Annotated in this window: 16 protein-coding genes; 8 read left to right on the plus strand and 8 right to left on the minus strand. The window is 58.3% G+C overall.

All coding sequences use genetic code 11. The features are described from left to right. Positions 1-354 precede the first annotated feature (354 nt). Complete coding sequence (locus tag I2I05_RS16035) at positions 355-2,310, plus strand: LTA synthase family protein (protein WP_196283271.1); 1,956 nt, start codon at positions 355-357, stop codon at positions 2,308-2,310. Positions 2,311-2,313: 3 nt separating this feature from the next. On the opposite strand, the gene I2I05_RS16040 is transcribed toward I2I05_RS16035, so the two are convergent. The 3 genes from I2I05_RS16040 to I2I05_RS16050 all read right to left on the minus strand — a co-directional run bounded on the left by I2I05_RS16040 (position 2,314) and on the right by I2I05_RS16050 (position 5,870). Beyond that, a complete protein-coding gene (locus I2I05_RS16040; RefSeq protein ID WP_196283272.1) occupies positions 2,314-3,726 on the minus strand; it encodes a hypothetical protein in 1,413 nt (470 codons plus the stop codon). Positions 3,727-3,833: 107 nt separating this feature from the next. Continuing rightward, on the minus strand, positions 3,834-4,193 hold the full coding sequence (locus I2I05_RS16045; RefSeq protein WP_196283273.1) for a CoA-binding protein: 360 nt from the start codon (positions 4,191-4,193) through the stop codon (positions 3,834-3,836). Positions 4,194-4,301: 108 nt separating this feature from the next. Next, complete coding sequence (locus tag I2I05_RS16050) at positions 4,302-5,870, minus strand: NAD(P)/FAD-dependent oxidoreductase (protein ID WP_196283274.1); 1,569 nt, start codon at positions 5,868-5,870, stop codon at positions 4,302-4,304. A 279-nt stretch (positions 5,871-6,149) separates the two neighbouring features. On the opposite strand from I2I05_RS16050, the gene I2I05_RS16055 reads away from it, so the two are divergent. Beyond that, complete coding sequence (locus tag I2I05_RS16055) at positions 6,150-7,472, plus strand: MFS transporter (protein WP_196283275.1); 1,323 nt, start codon at positions 6,150-6,152, stop codon at positions 7,470-7,472. Between the two features lie 11 nt (positions 7,473-7,483). Here I2I05_RS16055 and I2I05_RS16060 read toward each other — a convergent pair whose 3' ends face one another. Together I2I05_RS16060 and I2I05_RS16065 are read right to left on the minus strand one after the other, a co-directional pair. Beyond that, the gene (locus I2I05_RS16060) at positions 7,484-7,771 is read right to left on the minus strand and encodes a hypothetical protein (protein ID WP_196283276.1); all 288 of its coding nucleotides are present in this window, start codon (positions 7,769-7,771) and stop codon (positions 7,484-7,486) included. Between the two features lie 72 nt (positions 7,772-7,843). Then, a complete protein-coding gene (locus I2I05_RS16065) occupies positions 7,844-8,878 on the minus strand; it encodes a tryptophan 2,3-dioxygenase family protein (protein ID WP_196283277.1) in 1,035 nt (344 codons plus the stop codon). 273 nt (positions 8,879-9,151) lie between these two features. Between I2I05_RS16065 and sdaAB the strand changes: the two genes are divergently transcribed. The 6 genes from sdaAB (at position 9,152) to I2I05_RS16095 (ending at position 15,450) form a co-directional block, all read left to right on the plus strand. Continuing rightward, positions 9,152-9,832 carry an L-serine ammonia-lyase, iron-sulfur-dependent subunit beta gene (sdaAB, locus tag I2I05_RS16070; RefSeq protein ID WP_196283278.1) on the plus strand — a complete coding sequence of 227 codons (681 nt, stop codon included), beginning with the start codon at positions 9,152-9,154 and terminating at the stop codon, positions 9,830-9,832. A 62-nt stretch (positions 9,833-9,894) separates the two neighbouring features. Beyond that, positions 9,895-11,448, plus strand: a complete 1,554-nt coding sequence (locus I2I05_RS16075; protein WP_196283279.1) for a TolC family protein — start codon at positions 9,895-9,897, stop codon at positions 11,446-11,448. Positions 11,449-11,571: 123 nt separating this feature from the next. Next, positions 11,572-12,972, plus strand: a complete 1,401-nt coding sequence (locus I2I05_RS16080) for an efflux RND transporter periplasmic adaptor subunit (RefSeq protein WP_196283280.1) — start codon at positions 11,572-11,574, stop codon at positions 12,970-12,972. A gap of 141 nt (positions 12,973-13,113) precedes the next feature. Next, positions 13,114-14,103 (plus strand): NAD(P)H-dependent glycerol-3-phosphate dehydrogenase, encoded by a 990-nt coding sequence (locus tag I2I05_RS16085; protein ID WP_230688367.1) that lies wholly within the window; start codon positions 13,114-13,116, stop codon positions 14,101-14,103. Between the two features lie 6 nt (positions 14,104-14,109). Next, a complete protein-coding gene (locus I2I05_RS16090) occupies positions 14,110-14,982 on the plus strand; it encodes a glycosyltransferase family 2 protein (RefSeq protein WP_196283281.1) in 873 nt (290 codons plus the stop codon). Between the two features lie 39 nt (positions 14,983-15,021). Then, positions 15,022-15,450, plus strand: coding sequence for an EamA family transporter (locus I2I05_RS16095; RefSeq protein ID WP_196283282.1), 429 nt, complete (start codon positions 15,022-15,024; stop codon positions 15,448-15,450). Positions 15,451-15,458: 8 nt separating this feature from the next. Here I2I05_RS16095 and I2I05_RS16100 read toward each other — a convergent pair whose 3' ends face one another. From I2I05_RS16100 to I2I05_RS16110, 3 genes are read right to left on the minus strand one after another with little or no spacing between them, the layout of a single operon-like run. Continuing rightward, complete coding sequence (locus tag I2I05_RS16100; protein ID WP_196283283.1) at positions 15,459-17,231, minus strand: hypothetical protein; 1,773 nt, start codon at positions 17,229-17,231, stop codon at positions 15,459-15,461. Continuing rightward, on the minus strand, positions 17,228-17,809 hold the full coding sequence (locus tag I2I05_RS16105) for a Maf family protein (protein ID WP_196283284.1): 582 nt from the start codon (positions 17,807-17,809) through the stop codon (positions 17,228-17,230). Before I2I05_RS16105 ends, I2I05_RS16100 begins: the two co-directional genes overlap by 4 nt. Further along, positions 17,806-19,131 carry a DUF1015 domain-containing protein gene (locus I2I05_RS16110; protein WP_196283285.1) on the minus strand — a complete coding sequence of 442 codons (1,326 nt, stop codon included), beginning with the start codon at positions 19,129-19,131 and terminating at the stop codon, positions 17,806-17,808. Before I2I05_RS16110 ends, I2I05_RS16105 begins: the two co-directional genes overlap by 4 nt. Between the last annotated feature and the right edge of the window lie 53 nt (positions 19,132-19,184).

Genomic DNA, 19,184 nt, shown 5'->3' on the forward strand with positions numbered 1-19,184 from the left:
GGCTTCTATACAATCCGCTATTAAATTTCTTGCCTATGGCTAATCTTAAGACGCTACAAAAGGTGGATTAGCATAACCGGCCGCCAAATACGCTGGCAATCTAAGGCCACTCCAATCAGACGATTCCACAGGTGTAGACAGGATAACCCGGTCCACACCTGTGGATGAAGAGTAATGTTTTCAACATTATTCCCTGGAAAGCGCCAGGGCCTGCTAACTGATGGCGCTTGCCCCATGGCCAAGGCTTATGCAGTTGCCGCTGCCCATTAGGCGAGCCAGTTTCGATGGATAGGCCCTTATACAAGGGGGCTTATCAGCTAATTATAGAGTTAACATGATATTTCTGCTATTGCTATGTTGTCCGTTACGCTACGCAAGCTGGGCTGCATCACGCTCAGCCTCATGGTGGTGTTGTTTCTGATTCGCCCGCAAGTCCTTGCCATTCCTTACCACATTGTGTTTGGCTACTTCCGGGGTTTCTATATCATCTTGCTGGCCAGCTACTACGATTTACTACTGGCGACGGCCCTGGGCTTGGTCTTTATGACGGCGGCATGGTTGGTGCAACACCGGCCGCGGGCCCAGTCATTTTTGGTGGGGGCATTTGTGGGAGTGGCCCTGTTTTGCGTATTAATTGGCCATTCTTATGTGATTACCAGCAGTATTATGGGTGGCCCCATGACCTATGGCTGGCTTTACTATTCTGACTTCATGCAGAACAGTGACTTTGATGCGGCCATGCGGGCCAACCTCTCGTGGACTTGGTTTGGCCAACTACTGGGCTGGAGTGCCTTGCTGTTGCTGAGTAGCTACGCCTTATGGGCGCTAGTACAGCGTGTAGACGCCCAGAATCGATATTTCCGTCCGGTATTGGCGGTGCTTTGCGGCAACTTGCTGGTCTATTTTGTAGTGGCGCCGCGCTCGGTGGCCCGCAACGACCTTACCTACAAGACCGTGGCCAATCCCGTGCTGGCCTTTTCTAAATCGGTATACGTGGCATTCGTTTCCTCACCCGATTTGTTTACCATGCAGGTGCCAATGGGTTTTGAATCCTTTCCCATGCCGGCAGTTTCCCAAGTCATTGCAACCAAGGCGCCGGTCAACTCCCGCATTCGGAACGTGGTATTGGTGGTGCTGGAATCGGTGCCGGCCGAATATGTGCCGGGCTACCAAACCCGTATCAATGCCATGCCGCACCTGGCGCGCCAGGTGCCGCACGCCCTCCGGGTCACGGACATGTACGCCCACATGCCGAGTACCAACAATGCCGTGGTCGCGCTGCTGGGGTCGCTTTACCCAAGAATATCCTACGAAAGCATTTCAAAAGAAAACCCCGCCATCCGGGTACCTTCGCTCAGCTCGGAGTTGAAAAGGCGGCACTACCGAACGGGTTTTTTCTTTGCTGCCGACACGCGCTTTCAAAACATCAAGGGCTTTTTGGCCCACCGCAAGTTCGATGTCGTGGCCGATTACCGAACAATTGTCTGTACCGGACCGGTGCGGAAGGTCAACCCCAAGGAAAACGATTTTCTGGATAGTGCCAACGAAGAGTGTCTCGTACAAGCCGGCCTCGACTGGCTGCCCGCTGACACCACGGGCGCTCCATTTTTTGTCACCCTATGGACGGCCCAAACCCACTATCCCTACTTTCCGCCGCCTGGCAAACAAAAAAACTTCCGGGTGCAGGAGCGTTACCTCAACCGCTACCTCAACGCCCTGCACCATACCGACAAGCAGTTGGGGAAATTATTCAATGAACTAAACCGGCGCCGCTTGGCCGAATCAACTTTGGTTGTGGTGGTTGGCGACCACGGCGAGGCCTTTGGCCGGCACATGCAATACGGGCACGCTGGCAACGTTTACGAAGAAAATGTGCGAATTCCACTGCTTTTAATAAACCCGCTGCTTTTCCGGGGCGAAACGCTGGACGCCGTGGGCGGCCAGGTAGACATTGCGCCCAGCATCTTCGATGTGCTGGGTTTGCCCATTCCTAAGGCCTGGCAGGGCGCTAGTTTGTTTAGTCCAACACGGGTAAACAGGGCCTACTTTTTCAGTCCGTATTCGCAGTACACTTTTGGTATTCGGACGCCTGAATACAAGATTGTTTTCAATGCCTACACCAGCAAAACCCAGATATTCGACATAAAAAAAGACCCCCGCGAAACCACCGACCTCGCGGCCCAAATGCCGCAATTGGTGGAGGAAAGCCAGCAGCGCCTGGCAGCCTGGGTCCAGTATCAAAATGCGTACCTGGAACAGGTATTGAAGTCTGAGCCAAAAACGTTGCCCGTGATTAATCATGCTAAGTAAGTGCTAAGGCAATTCGTACTCAAGCACCCGTACACTAGTTCCCGCAATGAGTTGAGTGGTGCCGCCACTGGCTGGCAAAAGCCGCCATATTGGTTTGGTATCACCGGCGTTTTGGCCGGCTAGCTCGTGCGCCCGGCTGGGTGCGCCGAGGGTGCTACGGGCAATTTCGGGCCGAATGGAAACCGTTTCAGACGATGGATTCAATACATATACGTACAGCTTGTGGTGCGGCTTGTCGATGCTGGCGTAGGTTTTGAGCGGGGTCCGGCTGCGGGTCCGAATCATGTGGCTGCCCAGGAAATTGCCCAGCAGCATCAATCCCAGCCCGTTGGCATTGAAATTTCCATCTCGGTCGAGGGCATTGTAGCCATCGTGTTTGCCATCGGCATTCTCAATCCAGCGGGTCGTCCAGAAGCAGGAAAAGGCCACCCTGGGATGCTGCAACTGCTCCAGGCTGATTTCCAGGTTGGTCAGGTTATTACGCATCGAGTTCAAAAACGAATCCTCGGCGCCCGCACACCAGTTAAAGGGCCCGTATTCTGCCACGATTACTCGCAGCTTCAGCCGGTCAGCCGGCGAAGCATATTGCTCAATGGCCCGGCTGGCAATGTCAACCGGCCGGGTGAGCTGCCGCAGCGTATCACAGGCGCTGAACGGGTAGTTGCTCACACAAATCGCGTCGATGTGCCCGGCAGTTTTGGTTAGTACGGTTTGCCACCACGCTTCCGTGTTGCCGTTCGGAATAATATAGATGGAAGGGTCCACGGCTTTCATGGCTTTCGAAAAGGCCACGACGTCTTCGGCGTACACGGCGGCCCCGTTGGCCGGCGCGTGGTTCCAGGTTTCGTTGGCTATCATCCAATACTTCACGTGGTAGCCCATTTTCTTGTTGGCATAGCGCACCCATTCCACGGCGTGGTCCAGCAACTGCTGCCTCGACGCCCAGGTGCAACCAGCCGGGTAGGGACCCGTGTACTCGTCGGCGGCAACCACCAGCACCGGCTCCGCGCCCACCGCCCGGCAAATGTCCATGAACTCGTCAAAGTCCAGCACCGGAAACTTGAAAGCCGTGCCCTTCTCATTCAGCATGATGCTGCGGTCACCCACCGCACCCGGGCCGGTGCGGGCCAGCGTGGGCACTGCCTTGCGGTAGGGCGGGTGCGAAAACAGGTAAAAGTCGGACTTGTTGCCGCCGGGGTAGCGCAGGTATTTCACGCCCATGGCTTTAAGGGCATCAACCAACCGCCGCCGGGGATTTAAGTACTGGTCATCGTCGGTCAGGAAGTCGAGGTTGATGCCAATGGGATGGTGCGACACATCCGCGAGAACCGAATCCGGATAAATGGACAGCGGCGAACCCACCGCCGCCTCGCCTCCCACCTGGGCCGTACTCCGGGCCGAGGCAGCCAAGAGCATGACCACAAGGAGCCAGACAAAGCGAGAAGGCATCGCGGGTTAGCATTTAAGATGAGAAAGAATGCGGTGAGGCCACGTCTCGAAACCCCGGTTTGGGTTTGAGTTACTTAGTATTGGCCAATCGAAAGCAGTACCAAGGTGCAGGCTTCTTCCGTCGCAATGCCGCGTTCGTGGGCCAGGCGTGCCAGTTCGGGGTTTTCGGTGCCCGGGTTAAAGAGAATGCGCTTGGGTTGCAGGTCCAGGATGTAATCGTACCATCCGGGCTGGTTCCGGGTCCCGACGTAGAGCGTTACCGTGTCGATATCAGTTTCCATGGGCCGGTCGGTGTGGATGGCCATGCCGGCCACCTGCCCTTTGCGAATGCCGACCGGAACGACTTCGTGGCCGTGGTTTTTGAGCATATGAGCAGCGCGAAACGAGTACCGGTCCGGATTGTCGGAAGCGCCGAGGACGAGGGTTTTTTTCATGGAAAGAGGACGCCCGCAGCCGTGGGCCACCGGGCAGGAGTGAGGTGAAACAAACAATATGCTTTTCACTGATACGAAAAACACGAGCCTGCTGGCTGAAGCTGAACCCTACCGCCGCAGGGCCAAAACCGCTTCGGCGCAGCGCTCACCGTCCATCGCGGCCGACACAATGCCGCCGGCATAGCCCGCGCCCTCACCACAAGGAAACAGGCCCCGTACCACGGGGTGCTCCAAGGTGTCTTTGTCGCGCGGAATGCGCACCGGAGCCGATGTGCGGCTTTCGACGCCCACAATCTGCGCGGCATTGGTGGCGTAGCCGGGAATCTTACGGCCAAAATCGGTGAAGCCCTGGCGAAGGCGCTCGGCCAGCACCGGCCCCAGTACGTCGTCCATGCGGGTCGACACCAGTCCGGGCTGGTAAGACGTTTCCAGCAGATTGGTGGACTGTTTCCGCTTAAGAAAGTCGCCCAGCAGTTGCGCGGGGGCCCGCTGGGTGCCACCGGCTGCCTGGCAGGCCAGCTGTTCAATGGCCTTCTGAAAGTGCAGGCCCGCCAAGGGGCCGTATTGCTTCACGTCCATGTCCGATAGTTCGACTGCTGCCACGATGCCGGAGTTGGCAAAGCGGGAGTCGCGCCGGCTGGGCGACATGCCATTCACCACTACTTCGCCCGGTGACGTGGCCGCCGGCACAATAAAGCCGCCCGGGCACATGCAAAAAGAAAACACGCCGCGTTGCTCCCCGTGCACTTCGGTTTGGTGAACCAACGCGTACGAAGCGGCCGGCAACAGGCCGCGCTCGGCACGGCGATACTGGGCTTGGTCAATTAGGGCTTGCGGGTGCTCCACCCGTACGCCCAAGGCGAAGGGCTTGGCTTCGATGAGCACGCCGCGGCGGTGCAAAAGTTCATAAATATCCCGTGCCGAGTGGCCGGTAGCGAGAATAGTGGCTTCCGCTTCCAGCGCCTCGCCGGTAGCCGTGACCACGCCCCGCAGAACATTGTTTTCGAGAATGAGGTCGGTAACACGGGTGTCGAAATGCACCTCTCCACCTGCTTCTATAATGGCTTCGCGCAAGGCCTGAACCACGGCCGGCAATTTATTGGTGCCGATGTGAGGATGGGCATCCACCAAAATATCGGGCGTCGCTCCGTGCTGGACAAATCGCCGCAGCACCCGCCCAACGTCGCCGCGCTTGGTGGCACGGGTGTAGAGTTTGCCATCTGAATAAGTGCCCGCGCCTCCTTCACCAAAGCAATAATTGGAATCTGGATTGACGAGTTGCTCTTTGTTGATAGCGGCTAAGTCCCGGCGGCGCGCTCGCACGTCGCGGCCTCGTTCCAGTACAATTGGTTTTAAGCCCAGCTCCAGGCAGCGCAGCGCCGCAAAAAGCCCAGCCGGACCTGCCCCAATTATGAGAACACGCGGGGTGCTTGTATTCACATTTGGATAAATGAACCAAGGGCCGAATAAATCAGCAGGGGGGGCGCTTTGGTACACATCTGCGCGCAGTCTTACCAAAGCTTGGCGGCCACGCGCATCGATAGAACGGCGTCGTAAATGAACGAAATCCGCTTCTCCAGGAGCCAAGCCTGCTTGTTTTAAAATGGCTTCGTACTGCGCAAACTCATCAAACGCAATTTCAGGAGCGAGTAGAATTTCTAATTCTTGTTTTAACATTTGTGTAATATGAAAGGTGGCTATCCTTTAAGACGATACCGGTTTTCGGGCTACGCTACGCAAAGTTACGAGCACAGTGTTTGGGCTGAAAAAGTGCTGACAAGCACCATCAAACTTTGCACTGAAGAAGGGTCATTTGACTCAACCAATTTTCAGGCAAGCAAAAACTAGAGTTGTACCAACTCGCGTCAATTGGGATTGTAAGCAATCCGCGCTTGGTTGAAGTTTCCTTTTTTGTAGTCCTACCGTTGGGGTTTGTAATAGGCGCTAATTTGCTGCATGATTTCACTCTCTTTTCCACACCCTGTTTCGCGGCTGCGCTCCATCATCAGCGGCTCCATTGGCAACTTGGTTGAATGGTACGATTGGTATGCGTATTCGGCGTTTGCCTTGTATTTCGCACCGGTATTCTTTCCCAAAGGGAGCGCCACGGCGCAGCTGCTTAATACTGCGGCCATCTTTGCGGTGGGCTTTCTAATGCGGCCGTTGGGAGCGTGGCTGTTGGGCGCGTACGCCGACCGATTTGGCCGGCGAGCGGCGTTGTTGCTCTCCGTCCAACTCATGGCGGGGGGCTCACTACTGATTGCCGTTACGCCAGGATTTGCCATTATCGGGGTGGCAGCACCAGCTTTGCTGCTGCTGGCCCGCCTGATTCAAGGCATTAGCGTGGGGGGCGAGTACGGCACTTCAGCCACCTACCTGAGCGAGATGGCCGGTGCCAAGCACCGCGGGTTTTGGTCCAGCTTTCAATACCTCACTTTGATGGGTGGCCAACTCCTGGCCTTGGTGGTGCAGCTGGGGTTGCAGCGGGTGCTCACTGCCGAGCAACTGGGCGAGTGGGGCTGGCGAGTGCCCTTCGTGATTGGGGCTGTTGCGGCGATGGGCGCGCTTTATCTGCGAACGCACATGGGCGAAACAGCCGCTTTTGAGCAGCAGCAACAAGTGCTGGCCACGGCCGGAGCCGAAGGAGAGGGCCGGCCCCCTTCGCCGAGCCAGCTGCGCTTGCTGATGCAGCACCCTAGGGCCGTGCTTACGGTAGTCGGCCTCACGCTGGGTGGCACGTTGGCTTTCTACACGTTCACCACCTATGCGCAGAAATTTCTAGTAAACACCTCGGGCTTCAGCAAGGAAATGGCTACGCTCATTTCGTTTGGCGTGATGGCGGTAGCGCTTTTGTTTCAACCCCTGCTGGGGGCTATTTCGGACAAAATTGGTCGGCGGCCGGTGTTGCTTTTGTTTGGCATTGGAGCCACTTTGGGCACGGTGCCGCTGCTGCGCCTGCTGGCCCAGACGCAGGATGCTTGGGTAGCGGCGGGCCTGCTGGTGGCGGCCCTGTTTGTGGTGAGCGGCTACACTTCCATCAGCGCGGTGGTGAAGGCGGAACTGTTCCCGACGGAAATTCGGGCGCTGGGCGTGGGGCTGCCGTTTGCCCTGACGGTGGCCATTTTTGGCGGCACTGCGGAATACGTCGCGCTTTTCGCCAAGAACCAGGGCGTGGAAGAGTGGTTTTATTGGTACGTTACGGTTTGTGCGTTTTTGTCGCTGCTGGTCTACTGGCGCATGAGCGAGACCCAAACCAACTCCCGCATGGCGCCGGAGTGAGGATTGGCCAGCTATTCCGGCAGCGTCGAGTCGCTCGCTGGGGCTACGTTGGGAGAGGAAAGGCCTGTCGTTAGCCTGCCGAGGTCCACGTGCGATTTGGCCGTGTTCTCGTACACTTCGGTCAGTATTTCCATGAGCGGCCTGGCCAGCTCGGGGCCGTTGCGGGCGATGGCGCCGGTCAATACATTATAATAAAAGGCGGCAATGGCATCGCCGTCCCACATAGTGCCCATGTTGGTGTGGAGCGCCCGCATTTGCCCAAGGGTGCTGTCGATAAGTTTCTGGTCGGCTTCAGTCATGATATTTAAAAAAAGAGAGGCAGGCTTTCCCATACGGATGCCTGCCTCTTTCGTGGTCAATCGAGCGGATTTCTAGCCCGCAGCGCCTGATTGGGTAGCAACTCTCCGGGGCCGGGTGGCGGCTTCGCCCTCCTCCAGCACTTGCTCTACCCATCCTTTGCCCCACTCTTCCAGCTCCTGCGCGCTCCAGAGCTGCGGGTAAAAGATGCGGCGCTGGAACTTGGGAGGCAAATAATTGCGCCAGTTGGTGCCGCCGGTGGCGGCGATGTCGGTGGGGTTGCGCTGCAGGTAGCGCACCGCCGATTTGAAGTGCATGAGCGGCCAGTTCACGTTCACGCTCACGTCGAGCTGGCGCATGGCGCGCAGCAGGCGGGGGTGGGTGCGGTCCTCCTCGGGCAGGCGCTGCACCACGGCCCACACGTTGCGGTTGTGGAAGGATTCGGCGTGGCGCACGAGGTCGGCGGTGTACTTGCGCTCGAATTCGATGAGCGTAAGGGCCTTGGCTCCGCTCTCCTCAATGGTTGCGCCGGCTTTCCAGTAAATGCAGCCCAGCATCTGGTCGTAGTCGTGGGCCGAAGCTTCTCCTAAGGCTTGCCGCTTGGCTTTGTCGGTGAGGTTTTCGAGGCTGGTGCTGGCAATTTCTATCATTCGGTACTGCACCGATTGAAACCCCGAGGCGGGCATCAGGGCCATGCGAAAGTCCAGAAACTGGTCCTTGTCCATGCCATCAACCATGACATCGAACGAGTCGATGAGGTTGTCGAAATACCGGTTGATGCGGCCCAGTCGCAGCACTACTTCGCCCAGCGTCGGTGCGGTGAGGTCGCCAATCTGCTCGTATTCGCAGAGGCAAAGCTTGAAGTACAGCTCCGAAATCTGGTGGTACATGATGAAAATCCGCTCATCGGGCATCTTGGTGAGCGGCCGCTGCAACGAAAGCAGTGTATCGAGTTCGATGTAGTCCCAGTAGTTGATGTATTTGGCGTGGTACAGGCCTTCGAGGTAAGCGGCCAAGTCCTGGCCGTCGGGGGCGTATTTTTCCTGGAGTCGTCGCAGCTGCTCGAATACAGCCGGAGAAAACTCCTCCTGCGTGGGTTGGGTGGGCATGGGGGTGAGGTGGGAAGGTGGGGGAATAGCCTGGGTGGGCCTGGGCAAATATCGTTGAAAATAACCACGGAATGGGGCGGTTGCTCCGCCTGGCCGTTCCACAAGGCGCAACTAAAATGCGCAGGTAGCATCTTTGTCGGAAATCCTTGCCCGAAAGCAAATTGGCCAAGCCCCGGTGGCGGCGGCTTCTTGGGGCAATGCAGGTCCAGCAGTGGCTGATTTGGCTCAAATCCGCTACTTTTAAGCCCGTAACTACACGTATGGCGCAAGCCCATGGCCGAAAAATCCAGTATTTTTGATATGATTGGGCCCGTGATGATTGGGCCCAGCTCGTCGCATACGGCCGGAGTGGTGCGCATTGCGCGGGCGGCCATTCGCATTTTGGGGAGCATTCCCACCGAAGCCGTCGTCACGTTCTACAATTCCTTTGCCCGCACCTACGAAGGCCACGGCTCCGACCGTGCCATTGTGGCGGGCCTCTTGGGCTATGCCCCCGATGACACCCGCATCCGGACGGCGTTCGACCACGCGGCTGATGCCGGCCTGAAGTACACGTTTCAGAGCGTGGGCAATGCCTCGACCATGCACCCGAACACCATTAAGCTGAACCTGTACGACGACCGCACCGGCCACCGTGTGGAAGTAGTGGGCCAAAGCCGGGGCGGCGGTGTTATCCGGATTGTGGAAGTCGACGGCTTTCCCTCTGATTTCTCGGGGGCGCTGCACACGCTCATCATCGATGCCAACGACGTGCCCGGCTCCATTGCCTTCATCGCCTCGGTTATTGCCCACGACCAGTGCAACATTGCCACCATGTTTGTGAGCCGCAAGGGCCGAAACGACGCCGCCCGCCAATTCATTGAAATGGACAGCCCCATCAAAGACATTACGCTGGCTTACTTGCGTCAGCTCAGTTGGGTGCAACGCATTACCTACATTCCCACACTAGACTGAAGCGGCCCGCCGCCGGCAGCCCCAACACCATACGCTACCTCCAAGCACTATTTTTCTGCAAGATGAACCGAAGTACGACAACACTTTTTAAAGCCCGGCCCTTGGCTATGGCGGGGCTTGTGGGCGCGCTGCTGGCGCTACCCCCAGTGGCTAACGCCCAAACTCCAACCGCTCCGCCAGCTGCTACGTTGGGTAAGCAGCCGCAGCCCGCCACCGGCACCTGGACCTTGCAGCGCGCGGTGGACTACGCCTTGCAAAACAACCTGACCGTGCGCCAAAGCGAGCTGACGGCGCAGCAGCAGGAAGCCACCCAGCGCCTGAACCGGGCCGCGTTGCTGCCCACGGCGGGCCTCAGCGGCACCCAGGGCTTCAACTTTGGCACCAACCGGGACCCCTTCACAAACCAGTTCCAGCAGCTGAACGTGCGCACCAACAACTTCAGCGCCACCGCGCAGGTGACGTTGTTTTCGGGTTTTCAGCTGCGCAATGCTGTGAAGCAAGGCGAACTCGATGCCCAAGCGGCGCGGGTCGATATTGTGAAGGCGCGCAACGATTTGTCGCTGAACGTGGCTTCCTCCTTTCTGCAATTGTTGCTGGCGCAGGAACTGATTCGGGCCTCGGAAGCGCGGCTCGGCACGGTGCGCGACCAAGTGACGCGCAGCGAAAAGCTGCTCAAAGCCGGGGCCGTGGCGGAAGGCAACCTGCTCGACAGCCGCGCCCAACTGGCCGGCGAAGAACGCACGCTGGTGACGGCGCAAAACCAGCGCGACCTGGCCCAGCTCACCTTGGTTCAGTTGCTGAACCTAGACCCGGCTACGGCCACACAATTCCAGGTGGAAGTGCCGGCCCTGCCCGACCCGACTTCCTACACCACCGCCTCGCCCGACGGGCTGGACCCCAACGCCACCTTCGAGCTGGCCCGCCAAAACCAGCCCGAAATCAAAGCCGCTGAGCTGCGCGTACAAAGCGCCCGCCGGGGCATCGACATTGCCCGCGGCGCATATTATCCCCGCCTCACGATGGCCGGCGGCGTGCAAACCGGCTTTTCGTCGGTCCGCAACCAGCAGCTCCGCGTGGCCGACAACGTGCTGGAAGTGCCCGTGTTCCAGATTGACCCGGCTGCGCCGGGTGGCTACGCGCCCTCTCCCTACGTGTTGGTATCGAGCCAGCCGGCATTTGAGATGTTGCCTTATAACTTCTTCGACCAGTTGGCGGATAACCGGGGTGAGTTCATCCAGTTCAGTCTGAACATTCCCATTCTGAACGGCTTGCAAACCCGCGTCGGCGTGCAGCGGGCTCAGGTCAACATTCAGCAGGCCGAGCTACGGTCGGAGCAAACGCGCCTGCAGCTGCGCCAAACCATCCAGCAAAGTTTTGCGGATGCGCTGGCAGCCCAGCGCCGTTTCGCGGCCAGCGCCCGCCAGGTGGAAGCCCTGAAGCTGGCCTTCCGCAATGCCGAAATTCGGTTTAATAACGGCTTGTTGAACGGTACGGACTTCAATATTGCCCGCAACAACCTCACGGCGGCCGAATCGGATATGATTCAGGCGAAATACGAATTTTTCTTCCGCCGCAAAGTGCTGGAATTCTACCAAGGCAAACCCCTGGCGCTATAACAACGGGTGCAAGTACGTGGGCGCGGGGCCAGGGTGAGAACCAGTTTTTCATCCCGGCTACCGGCCTGGGCGTGCTTCGTGTACCCGTTTGGTCTTTCACCCCTCATTCACCCTTTGATTTAGATGAAAAATAACCGTTTACTCTACATTCTTGTCGGCGTGCTGCTGGTGGCGCTCGTGGGCTACACCGTGGCCAAAAAACAGGGCTGGATAGGCAAGCCGAGCGGCGTGGAGGTGCTCGTGTCCAAAGCCGGCCCCACCACTATCGTAGAGAAAGTCAGTGCCTCGGGCAAGCTCCAGCCCGAAACCGAAGTGAAAATCTCGCCCGACGTTTCCGGCGAAATCATCCAGCTGTATGTGCAGGAAGGAGACTCGGTGCGCAAAGGCCAGCTGCTGCTGCGCATTCGGCCGGACAACTACCAGGCCCAGGTGGCCATGCAAAATGCCCAGGTAGGCACCCAGCGCGCCAACGTGGGTCAGGCGCAGGCCCGTTTGCAGCAACTCCTGGCTTCGGCCAAGCAAACCGAGCTGACGTACCGCCGCAACGCCTCGCTGTACAAGCAAAAGGTGATTTCGCAATCCGAATACGAAGCCAGCCAAGCCGCCTATAATGCCTCACAGGAGGAAATTAACAGCGCCCGCCAGCAAATTCGGGCTTCGCAGAGCACTGTGAGTGCGGCGTCGGCATCGCTGGAGGAAGCGCGCCGCAACCTCGACAAAACCACCATTTACGCGCCGGTGAGTGGCACTGTCAGCAAGCTCAACGTGAAGAAGGGCGAGCGGGTAGTGGGCACCAGCCAGATGGCCGGCACCGAAATCATGCGCATTGCCAACCTCAACAATATGGAGGTGCGGGTGAACGTGAATGAGAACGACGTGAACAACGTGAACATCGGTGACTCGGTGGAAGTGGACGTGGATGCCTACAGCACCCGCAAAGAGAAATTCAAAGGCTTGGTGACCAACATTGCCAACACCGCCAAGGATGCCCTCACGGCCGAAGCCGTGACGGAGTTTGAGGTGCGTATTCGGCTGCTCCCCGAGAGCTACCGCCACCTAACGCGCGTAGTAGCGGGCAAAACCATCGTGCCTTTCCGCCCGGGCATGACGGCGTCGGTTGATATTGTGACGGACCGCAAAAAAGGCGCCCTGAGCGTGCCTTTGGCGGCGGTGACCACCCGTTCGGATTCGGCGGCCACCAAGGCCGACGGGAATAACGGCGACCGCGAAAACTCAGACCGCGGCAACGGCGCTGAACCTGCCGCCGGCGCGCCCAAACCCGAGATTCAGGAGGTGGTATTTGTGGTGAAAGACGGCAAGGCAGTGCTTACGCCCGTTAAAACTGGCATCAGTGATTTTCAAAATATCGAAATCCTGAGCGGAGTTCCCGCTGGCGCCCAAGTGGTAAGCGGACCGTTCCGGGCAGTGGCCAAAACCCTGAAAGATGGGGCTTTGGTGGAAATTAAGGACGCTAAAAGTCTCAACAAGGAGGCCCTGAAAGAAGAGCCCGAATCGGATAACTAGCACCCGCAGCGTTTGAATTGAACGTCATGCGAATTGGCCGGGGCAGCGCTTTTGTGCAAGTAATCTTTACTATTGCAAAAGCGTTGTTTCGGCCAATTCCGCATGACGTTCTTAGTTTCGTAACAGATAAGTCCGACAGATTTGGAAAAAATTGCCATGCTCGGCGGCGGCTCCTGGGCCACTGCTCTCACCAAAATACTCAGCGAAAACGGCGCCCGCGTCGACTGGTGGCTGCGCTCGAAAGACGACGTGCAGCACCTGCTGCGCACCCGCCACAACCCGCGCTATTTGTCGGCCGTGCAGTTTGACCTGAATAGCGTGTACCCCACCACCGACCTGGACCAGGCTATTGAAGAAGCCGACTGGCTGGTGCTGGCCGTGCCCGCTGCGTACGTGCAGCCGGTGCTCGACAAGCTCGACCGGGATGCCCTCAAGCACAAGCGCGTGGTTTCGGCAATCAAAGGCATGATTCCGGCCAAAAACCAATTGGTGACGGACTACGTGGCCGAGCGGTTCCGGCTGGGGCGCCACCAGCTGGGCGTCATCGCGGGGCCCTGCCACGCCGAGGAAGTGGCCCTGGAAAAGCAGAGTTACCTCACCATCGGCTCGCCGGACACGGAGTTGGCGCAGCAATTTTGCGGGCTGCTGCGCAACCGCTACGTGCGCGCCTACCCGGCTTCCGACCTCGACGGCATTGAGTACTGCGCCGTGATGAAAAACATCATTGCGCTGACCGGCGGCATTGCGCACGGGCTGGGCTACGGCGACAATTTTCTGGCCGTGTTGGTGAGCAATGCCGTGCAGGAAATTCGCCGGTTTTTGCAGGCCATCAACCCCCACCCGCGCGACCTTTCGGCCTCGGCTTACCTCGGCGACTTGCTGGTGACGGCGTACTCGCAGTTCTCGCGCAACCGCACTTTTGGGGGTATGGTAGGCCGCGGCTATTCCGTGAAATCGGCCCAGTTGGAAATGAACATGGTAGCCGAGGGCTATTTCGCCGTGAAAAGCATCTACGAGCTCAATAAAAAACTGAAAGTGCACATGCCCATTACCACGGCTGCTTACCGCGTACTCTACGAGAAAGTGGCACCCGCCGTGGAAATGGAATTGTTGAAAGAGCAGTTGCGCTAGCCTGTCATGAAAGTTATTGGCTTCACGTTCGTTCGCAACGCCATCACCTACGACTACCCGGTGGTGGAAAGCATTAATTCCCTGCTGCCGCTCTGCGACGAAGTGGTGGTGGCCGTTGGCCGTTCTGCCGATGATACGTTGGGCTTAATCAAGAGCATAAGCTCCCCCAAAATCCGCATCATCGAAACCGTTTGGGACGACTCGCTGCGCGAAGGCGGCCGGGTGCTGGCCCAGGAAACCGACAAAGCCTTGGCGGCCGTGGCGGCCGATGCCGACTGGGCCATTTACCTGCAGGCGGATGAGGTGCTGCACGAAGCCGACTACCCCGCGCTTCAAGCCGGAATGAGCCAGTGGGCCGCCGACCGCAGGGTGGATGGCCTATTGCTGAACTACCGCCACTTCTACGGTTCCTATGACTATGTGGGCGACTCCCGCCGCTGGTACCGGCGCGAAATTCGGGTAGTGCGGCCGGGAATCGGTGTGTATTCGTACCGCGACGCGCAGGGCTTTCGTAAGCCTTCCAACCAGAAGCTGCAAGTGAAGCTGCTTGATGCCACCGTGCATCACTACGGCTGGGTGAAGCCCCCGGCCGCCATGCAGCGCAAGCAGGAAACCTTCAACCGCCTGTGGCACACCGACCAATGGATGGCCGAAAACGTGGCTCTTGCCGAGGAATTTGACTACAGCCAGATTGACTCGCTCAAGCTGTTTGAGGGCACGCATCCGGCGGCCATGCACTCCCGCATTCAGCGTCAGAACTGGAAATTTGCCCACGACATGTCGCGCAACAGGTATTCGTCGAAAGAGCGTCTGAAACAGCTGGTTGAGCAGCTCACGGGCTACCGCGTGGGCGAGTACCGTAACTATAAACTCGTGTAGTGATGCCTGTGCTCACTGCGTCGTACTTGACTTTTTAGTATGCATTGGCTTCCGCTGGCCTTACTCACGGCACTTTGCCTGGCCCTCTATAACTTTTTTATCAAGCTGGCGGCCAATCATGTGTCTGCGGCGGCCGGGGCGGTGGTACTTCAGCTTGTGGCCGCCGCGCTGGGAGCTGTTTGGCTGGTGAAATTGAAGCTGCAGGGCCAGCCGTTGAACATCACCGGCAAGGGCGTGCTACTGGCGGCCCTGGCCGGGCTGGGGGTTGGACTGGCCGAAATCCTAACTTTTGTAGTGTTTCAGCGTGGCGTCAATTCCTCGGTTGGCACGCCCGTCATTGTTGGCGGTTCGGTGTTGCTGACGGCCGTGTTGGGACTGGCCGTGTTGCGCGAAGGCCTGACCATGCCCCAGGCCGGCGGCCTGATTTTGATTGTGGCGGGCATTGTGTTGTTGGCCCGGGGCCACTAAATCTGCACTCAGTGCCGCCAGGGTTTCGTTTGCAATGGATATTCTTTCGGGACCCGATAAATTTCGACTTCGCGGTTTTGATAGGCGGGGGGAAAGCTGAACTCGGGCTGGAAAAAGCCGCGCTTCTTCGGGAAGGCCACCACGTAAGCGTAGCGGGTAGTGTCCTTCTGGTCGTTATCGATGTGCCAGGTGCGCTGCCGCATTTCGGAATGCGCGTAGAAGCGAAAGAAAAGGTTGTGCGTAGGCTCCGGAATCAGAACGGGGCCAGGGGCTTGCGTGGCCAGCCAGTGCAGGCCGTCGTGGTAGGCCGCGTTGCTGCCCCGGGCTGCCGGATTGACTCGTATAACCGAGTAGGTCTGGTAGGTAATAAACAGCCCGGCGCATACGCTAATGGACCACTGCAAACGCCGGCTTGGCCAGCGCCAGCATATCCAATCCACTACCAGAGCTAGCAGAATTAAGGAGAAGAAAGCTTTGTACAGCAGCACGCGCTCGGGCGGGAATACCCGCTGCACCAGAATAACCGCGTAAGGCAGCCCGGCAAACCACAACGCCGGCACGCCAACGCGCCAAAGCCGTTGCGTGAGCACGAGCGGCAGCTGGCCATGTCGGGCTGCGAAAAACAGCCAGGCAACCGCGCCCAAGGTTGGGACCGTGATAAATGCCCCCAGGGTGCGCTGCCCCGCCATGAAGCCCTCGTTGAACCAGACGTAGGCCGGAAGCCCGGCCCAGAATTTCGCGGGGGGCAGCGACGCGACGTACCCATTTCCCACCAGCTTATTCAAGCCCGATACAAAAATCAGCGGGCTATACAACACTGCTACCCCTGCTAAAATCAGAATGCCAGCCGCCGCAATAGGCACAAGTGGGCTCCAGTCGCGCCGACGCAAAGCCGTTACACCAAGCCAGGAAAACGCGGAAGCCAGCACGTACACAAAAGGCGGCACTGTGTAGCAGCCGACCACCCCGGCCAGCACCAGGACCGTCACGGCCGCCCGCTGCCGGCCCTGGCCCTCAACCAGAATCAACGTGCTAAAAAACACCACGCCCGCCAGGAGAATCATAAGCCAGTAACCCCGGCCCACCCCTGCATGATACAGACTCAGTTGCAAGCAGCTAAACAAACCCGTTGCAATGCCGGCTACCCGAAAGCTAGTGAGCCGTAGTACCCCCAAAAACAGGAAAATGGTAGTTCCCGTGCTAATGAGCAGGACCGGGAGCCGCATGGTCCACCAAAAGCCGGGGCTTAGCTGGTAAAACAACAGGCTAATGGAATTCGAAAAAATGTGGTTGTTGGGAATGGGGTAGTACGCATTGGTTGCCAAAAACCCTTTGCTCACAAACACCTCGTACGAAACGGCGTCGTCGTATTCTGGATTGTAGAGGCTGAAATACAACCGTAGTACCGTAAGCAGTGCAAATGCCCCCCAAATCAGTCGTTTTTGAGGCTTGGTTAGGATGCTGAAGCTAGAGAGCAGTGCCCTAATGCCACTGGCTATTTCCACACATAAAGCCCGGACTTCTGCTCTAAAAACCTGAAAAAAGCACAGCCCGCCCAGCAGTCCGCCCATGCCCAGGGCAGCTAGCGTCATTGCATCGCGAAATGTCGCGTATTCGCTGGGGCTGAATAAGCGAATGGGCTGGCCGTAAAACGGAAAAATGAGGTCGAGCGCCCGGACTTCCTCCCAGGTAGCGGAGTGTAATACCAGCGCCGAATAGGCCATGCACAGCGCCAGTAGCCCAATTCCCAGCAACCAAACAAAGTGAGCAGTTACCCTCATTTATGGGCGGGCAGGGCGCCCAGCTTTTCCAGTTCTTCCCAGACGCGGTGCGTCGGCAGGCCCATAACGGTGAAGTAAGAGCCTTCCAACCGGGCAATACCAACCATGCCCAGCCAATCCTGTGCCCCGTAGGCCCCGGCTTTGTCAAACGGCTTGGCCGTGGCGATGTAGTGGTTGATTTCGGCAGGGGAGAGGCTGCGGAAATGCACCGTGGTCTGGTCGGAAAAAACCACCTCGCGGCCATCACCGCAGCGCAGACACACGGCAGTGAATACGTCGTGGGCCCGGCCTTGCAAGCGCGTGAGCATGGCGGTGGCCTCCGCCACGTCGGCAGGTTTGTTGAGCACGTCGTCGCCGAGGCAGACGATGGTGTCGGCGGTTAGCACTACTTCGTCGGATGCCAGGCCGGCGGTATAAGCGGCGGCTTTGTGAGCGGCCAGGTACTCGGCCACTTCGGCGCGCCGCAAGTGGTCCGGGAAGGACTCATCGACTTCCAACAACCGGATTTCATAAGGCAGCCCCAGGTCAGTGAGCAACTGGCGCCGGCGCGGGGAATTGGAGGCTAAAATTAATTTCACGCAGGTCGGGCTTGGAATTGATTCGTGAATAGGTTGCCTTCTTCCTCATCGGCAATGCTGCTGAAGAGAAAGCCACCTATCGTTTTGGGGTAGAAAAAGGTCGATTTGGGCGGCATCACTGCTCCGGAATGGCATACGGCTTCCACTTCGGCCATGCTTACCTCGTTCACGATGAATGCGGCGCGGGCCTCGCCGCGGTCAACCCGCTGCAGACACTCCGCAAAATTGCGCACGTAGGCGATGCCCGGCCAAGCGCGCTGAGCATCGGGACCAACAATCCCCAGCACTTTTTCCAGAACAAAAAAATGAAGCACGGTCAAATCAAGCTGCTTCACCTCCTCGGTGGTATCCCAATTCAGCAGGGCGTGCGCCTCCGGCCGCAGCCGGATTTTGTAGGCCTGCCCGCCCAGGTACACGCCAAAAGCCCACTGCTTGCCCGCAATGATTTCGGGTAAGTCGTTGGCGTCTTCCTTGGGCAGAATGGTGAAGTAGGGCGCTAACCGAGCCAGTAGCTCAGCGTCGCTCAGGTTGCCCGGTAATTCGAGTAGGAGCCGATGCGTGGCTAGAATGCGCAGGTCATCGGCGGCGGCATTGGTCAGGTACATCAAATGATAATTCCAGGGTTCCCGACCGGTGGCGTTGGGGGTGGCCGCCTGCCGGGCGTGCCGGTAGGCCAGAGAGCCTTCGTAGCGGTGGTGACCGTCGGCCAGAATCACTTGCCGCGAAGCCAGAATGGCCTGAAAGCTGCGAATGGTGGCGGCGTCCTGAATAACAGCCAGCACGTCGCGGGCGCCTTGGTAGTCTTCCTCGGTTTCGAGCGTGGGTGAGCGCATGGCTTCGTCCATGTATTGCTCCAATTCAAACTGCTCATCCCGATACAACCCGTGCGTGGCACTGGTTTGAAATTGCGTACGGGCCAGCAGCTCGGCCCGGTCATTTACCGAAGCGGGCAAGGTATTCTCGTGCCGAAGCACCACGTTCTCGTCCCAGTCGTAGGCGCGAATGTGGCACATGAAGCCCTTGCGGCAGTACTCCCGCGAACTGCCTGGCAGCCGGAAGTATTGGTAGTAGACGTAAAGGCCGGGCAACTCGTCCTGACGCAGTACGCCAGCCGCTTGCCACTCGCGCAGGCGCGCCAGAGCGGCTGCGGCCGGGTCGTCGGACCGAGGCACCGACAAGTGAATGGAATTGAGCGGGTTTCGATACAGCGCTTCCCGCTGCTTGGCCGATACCACATCGAAAAGCGGTGAAACGTACGCATCGATGTTGGCACTCAGCGTCGGATTATAGCGCCAGCCACGGAGGGGTTGAATTTCAGCCAAACTTGTAAGGATGAAGAATGAATCGAGGATGAATGCAGAAGAGCCGTGCCACT

This window comes from Hymenobacter jeongseonensis (assembly GCF_015694725.1).
Taxonomy (GTDB): Bacteria; Bacteroidota; Bacteroidia; order Cytophagales; family Hymenobacteraceae; genus Hymenobacter; species Hymenobacter jeongseonensis.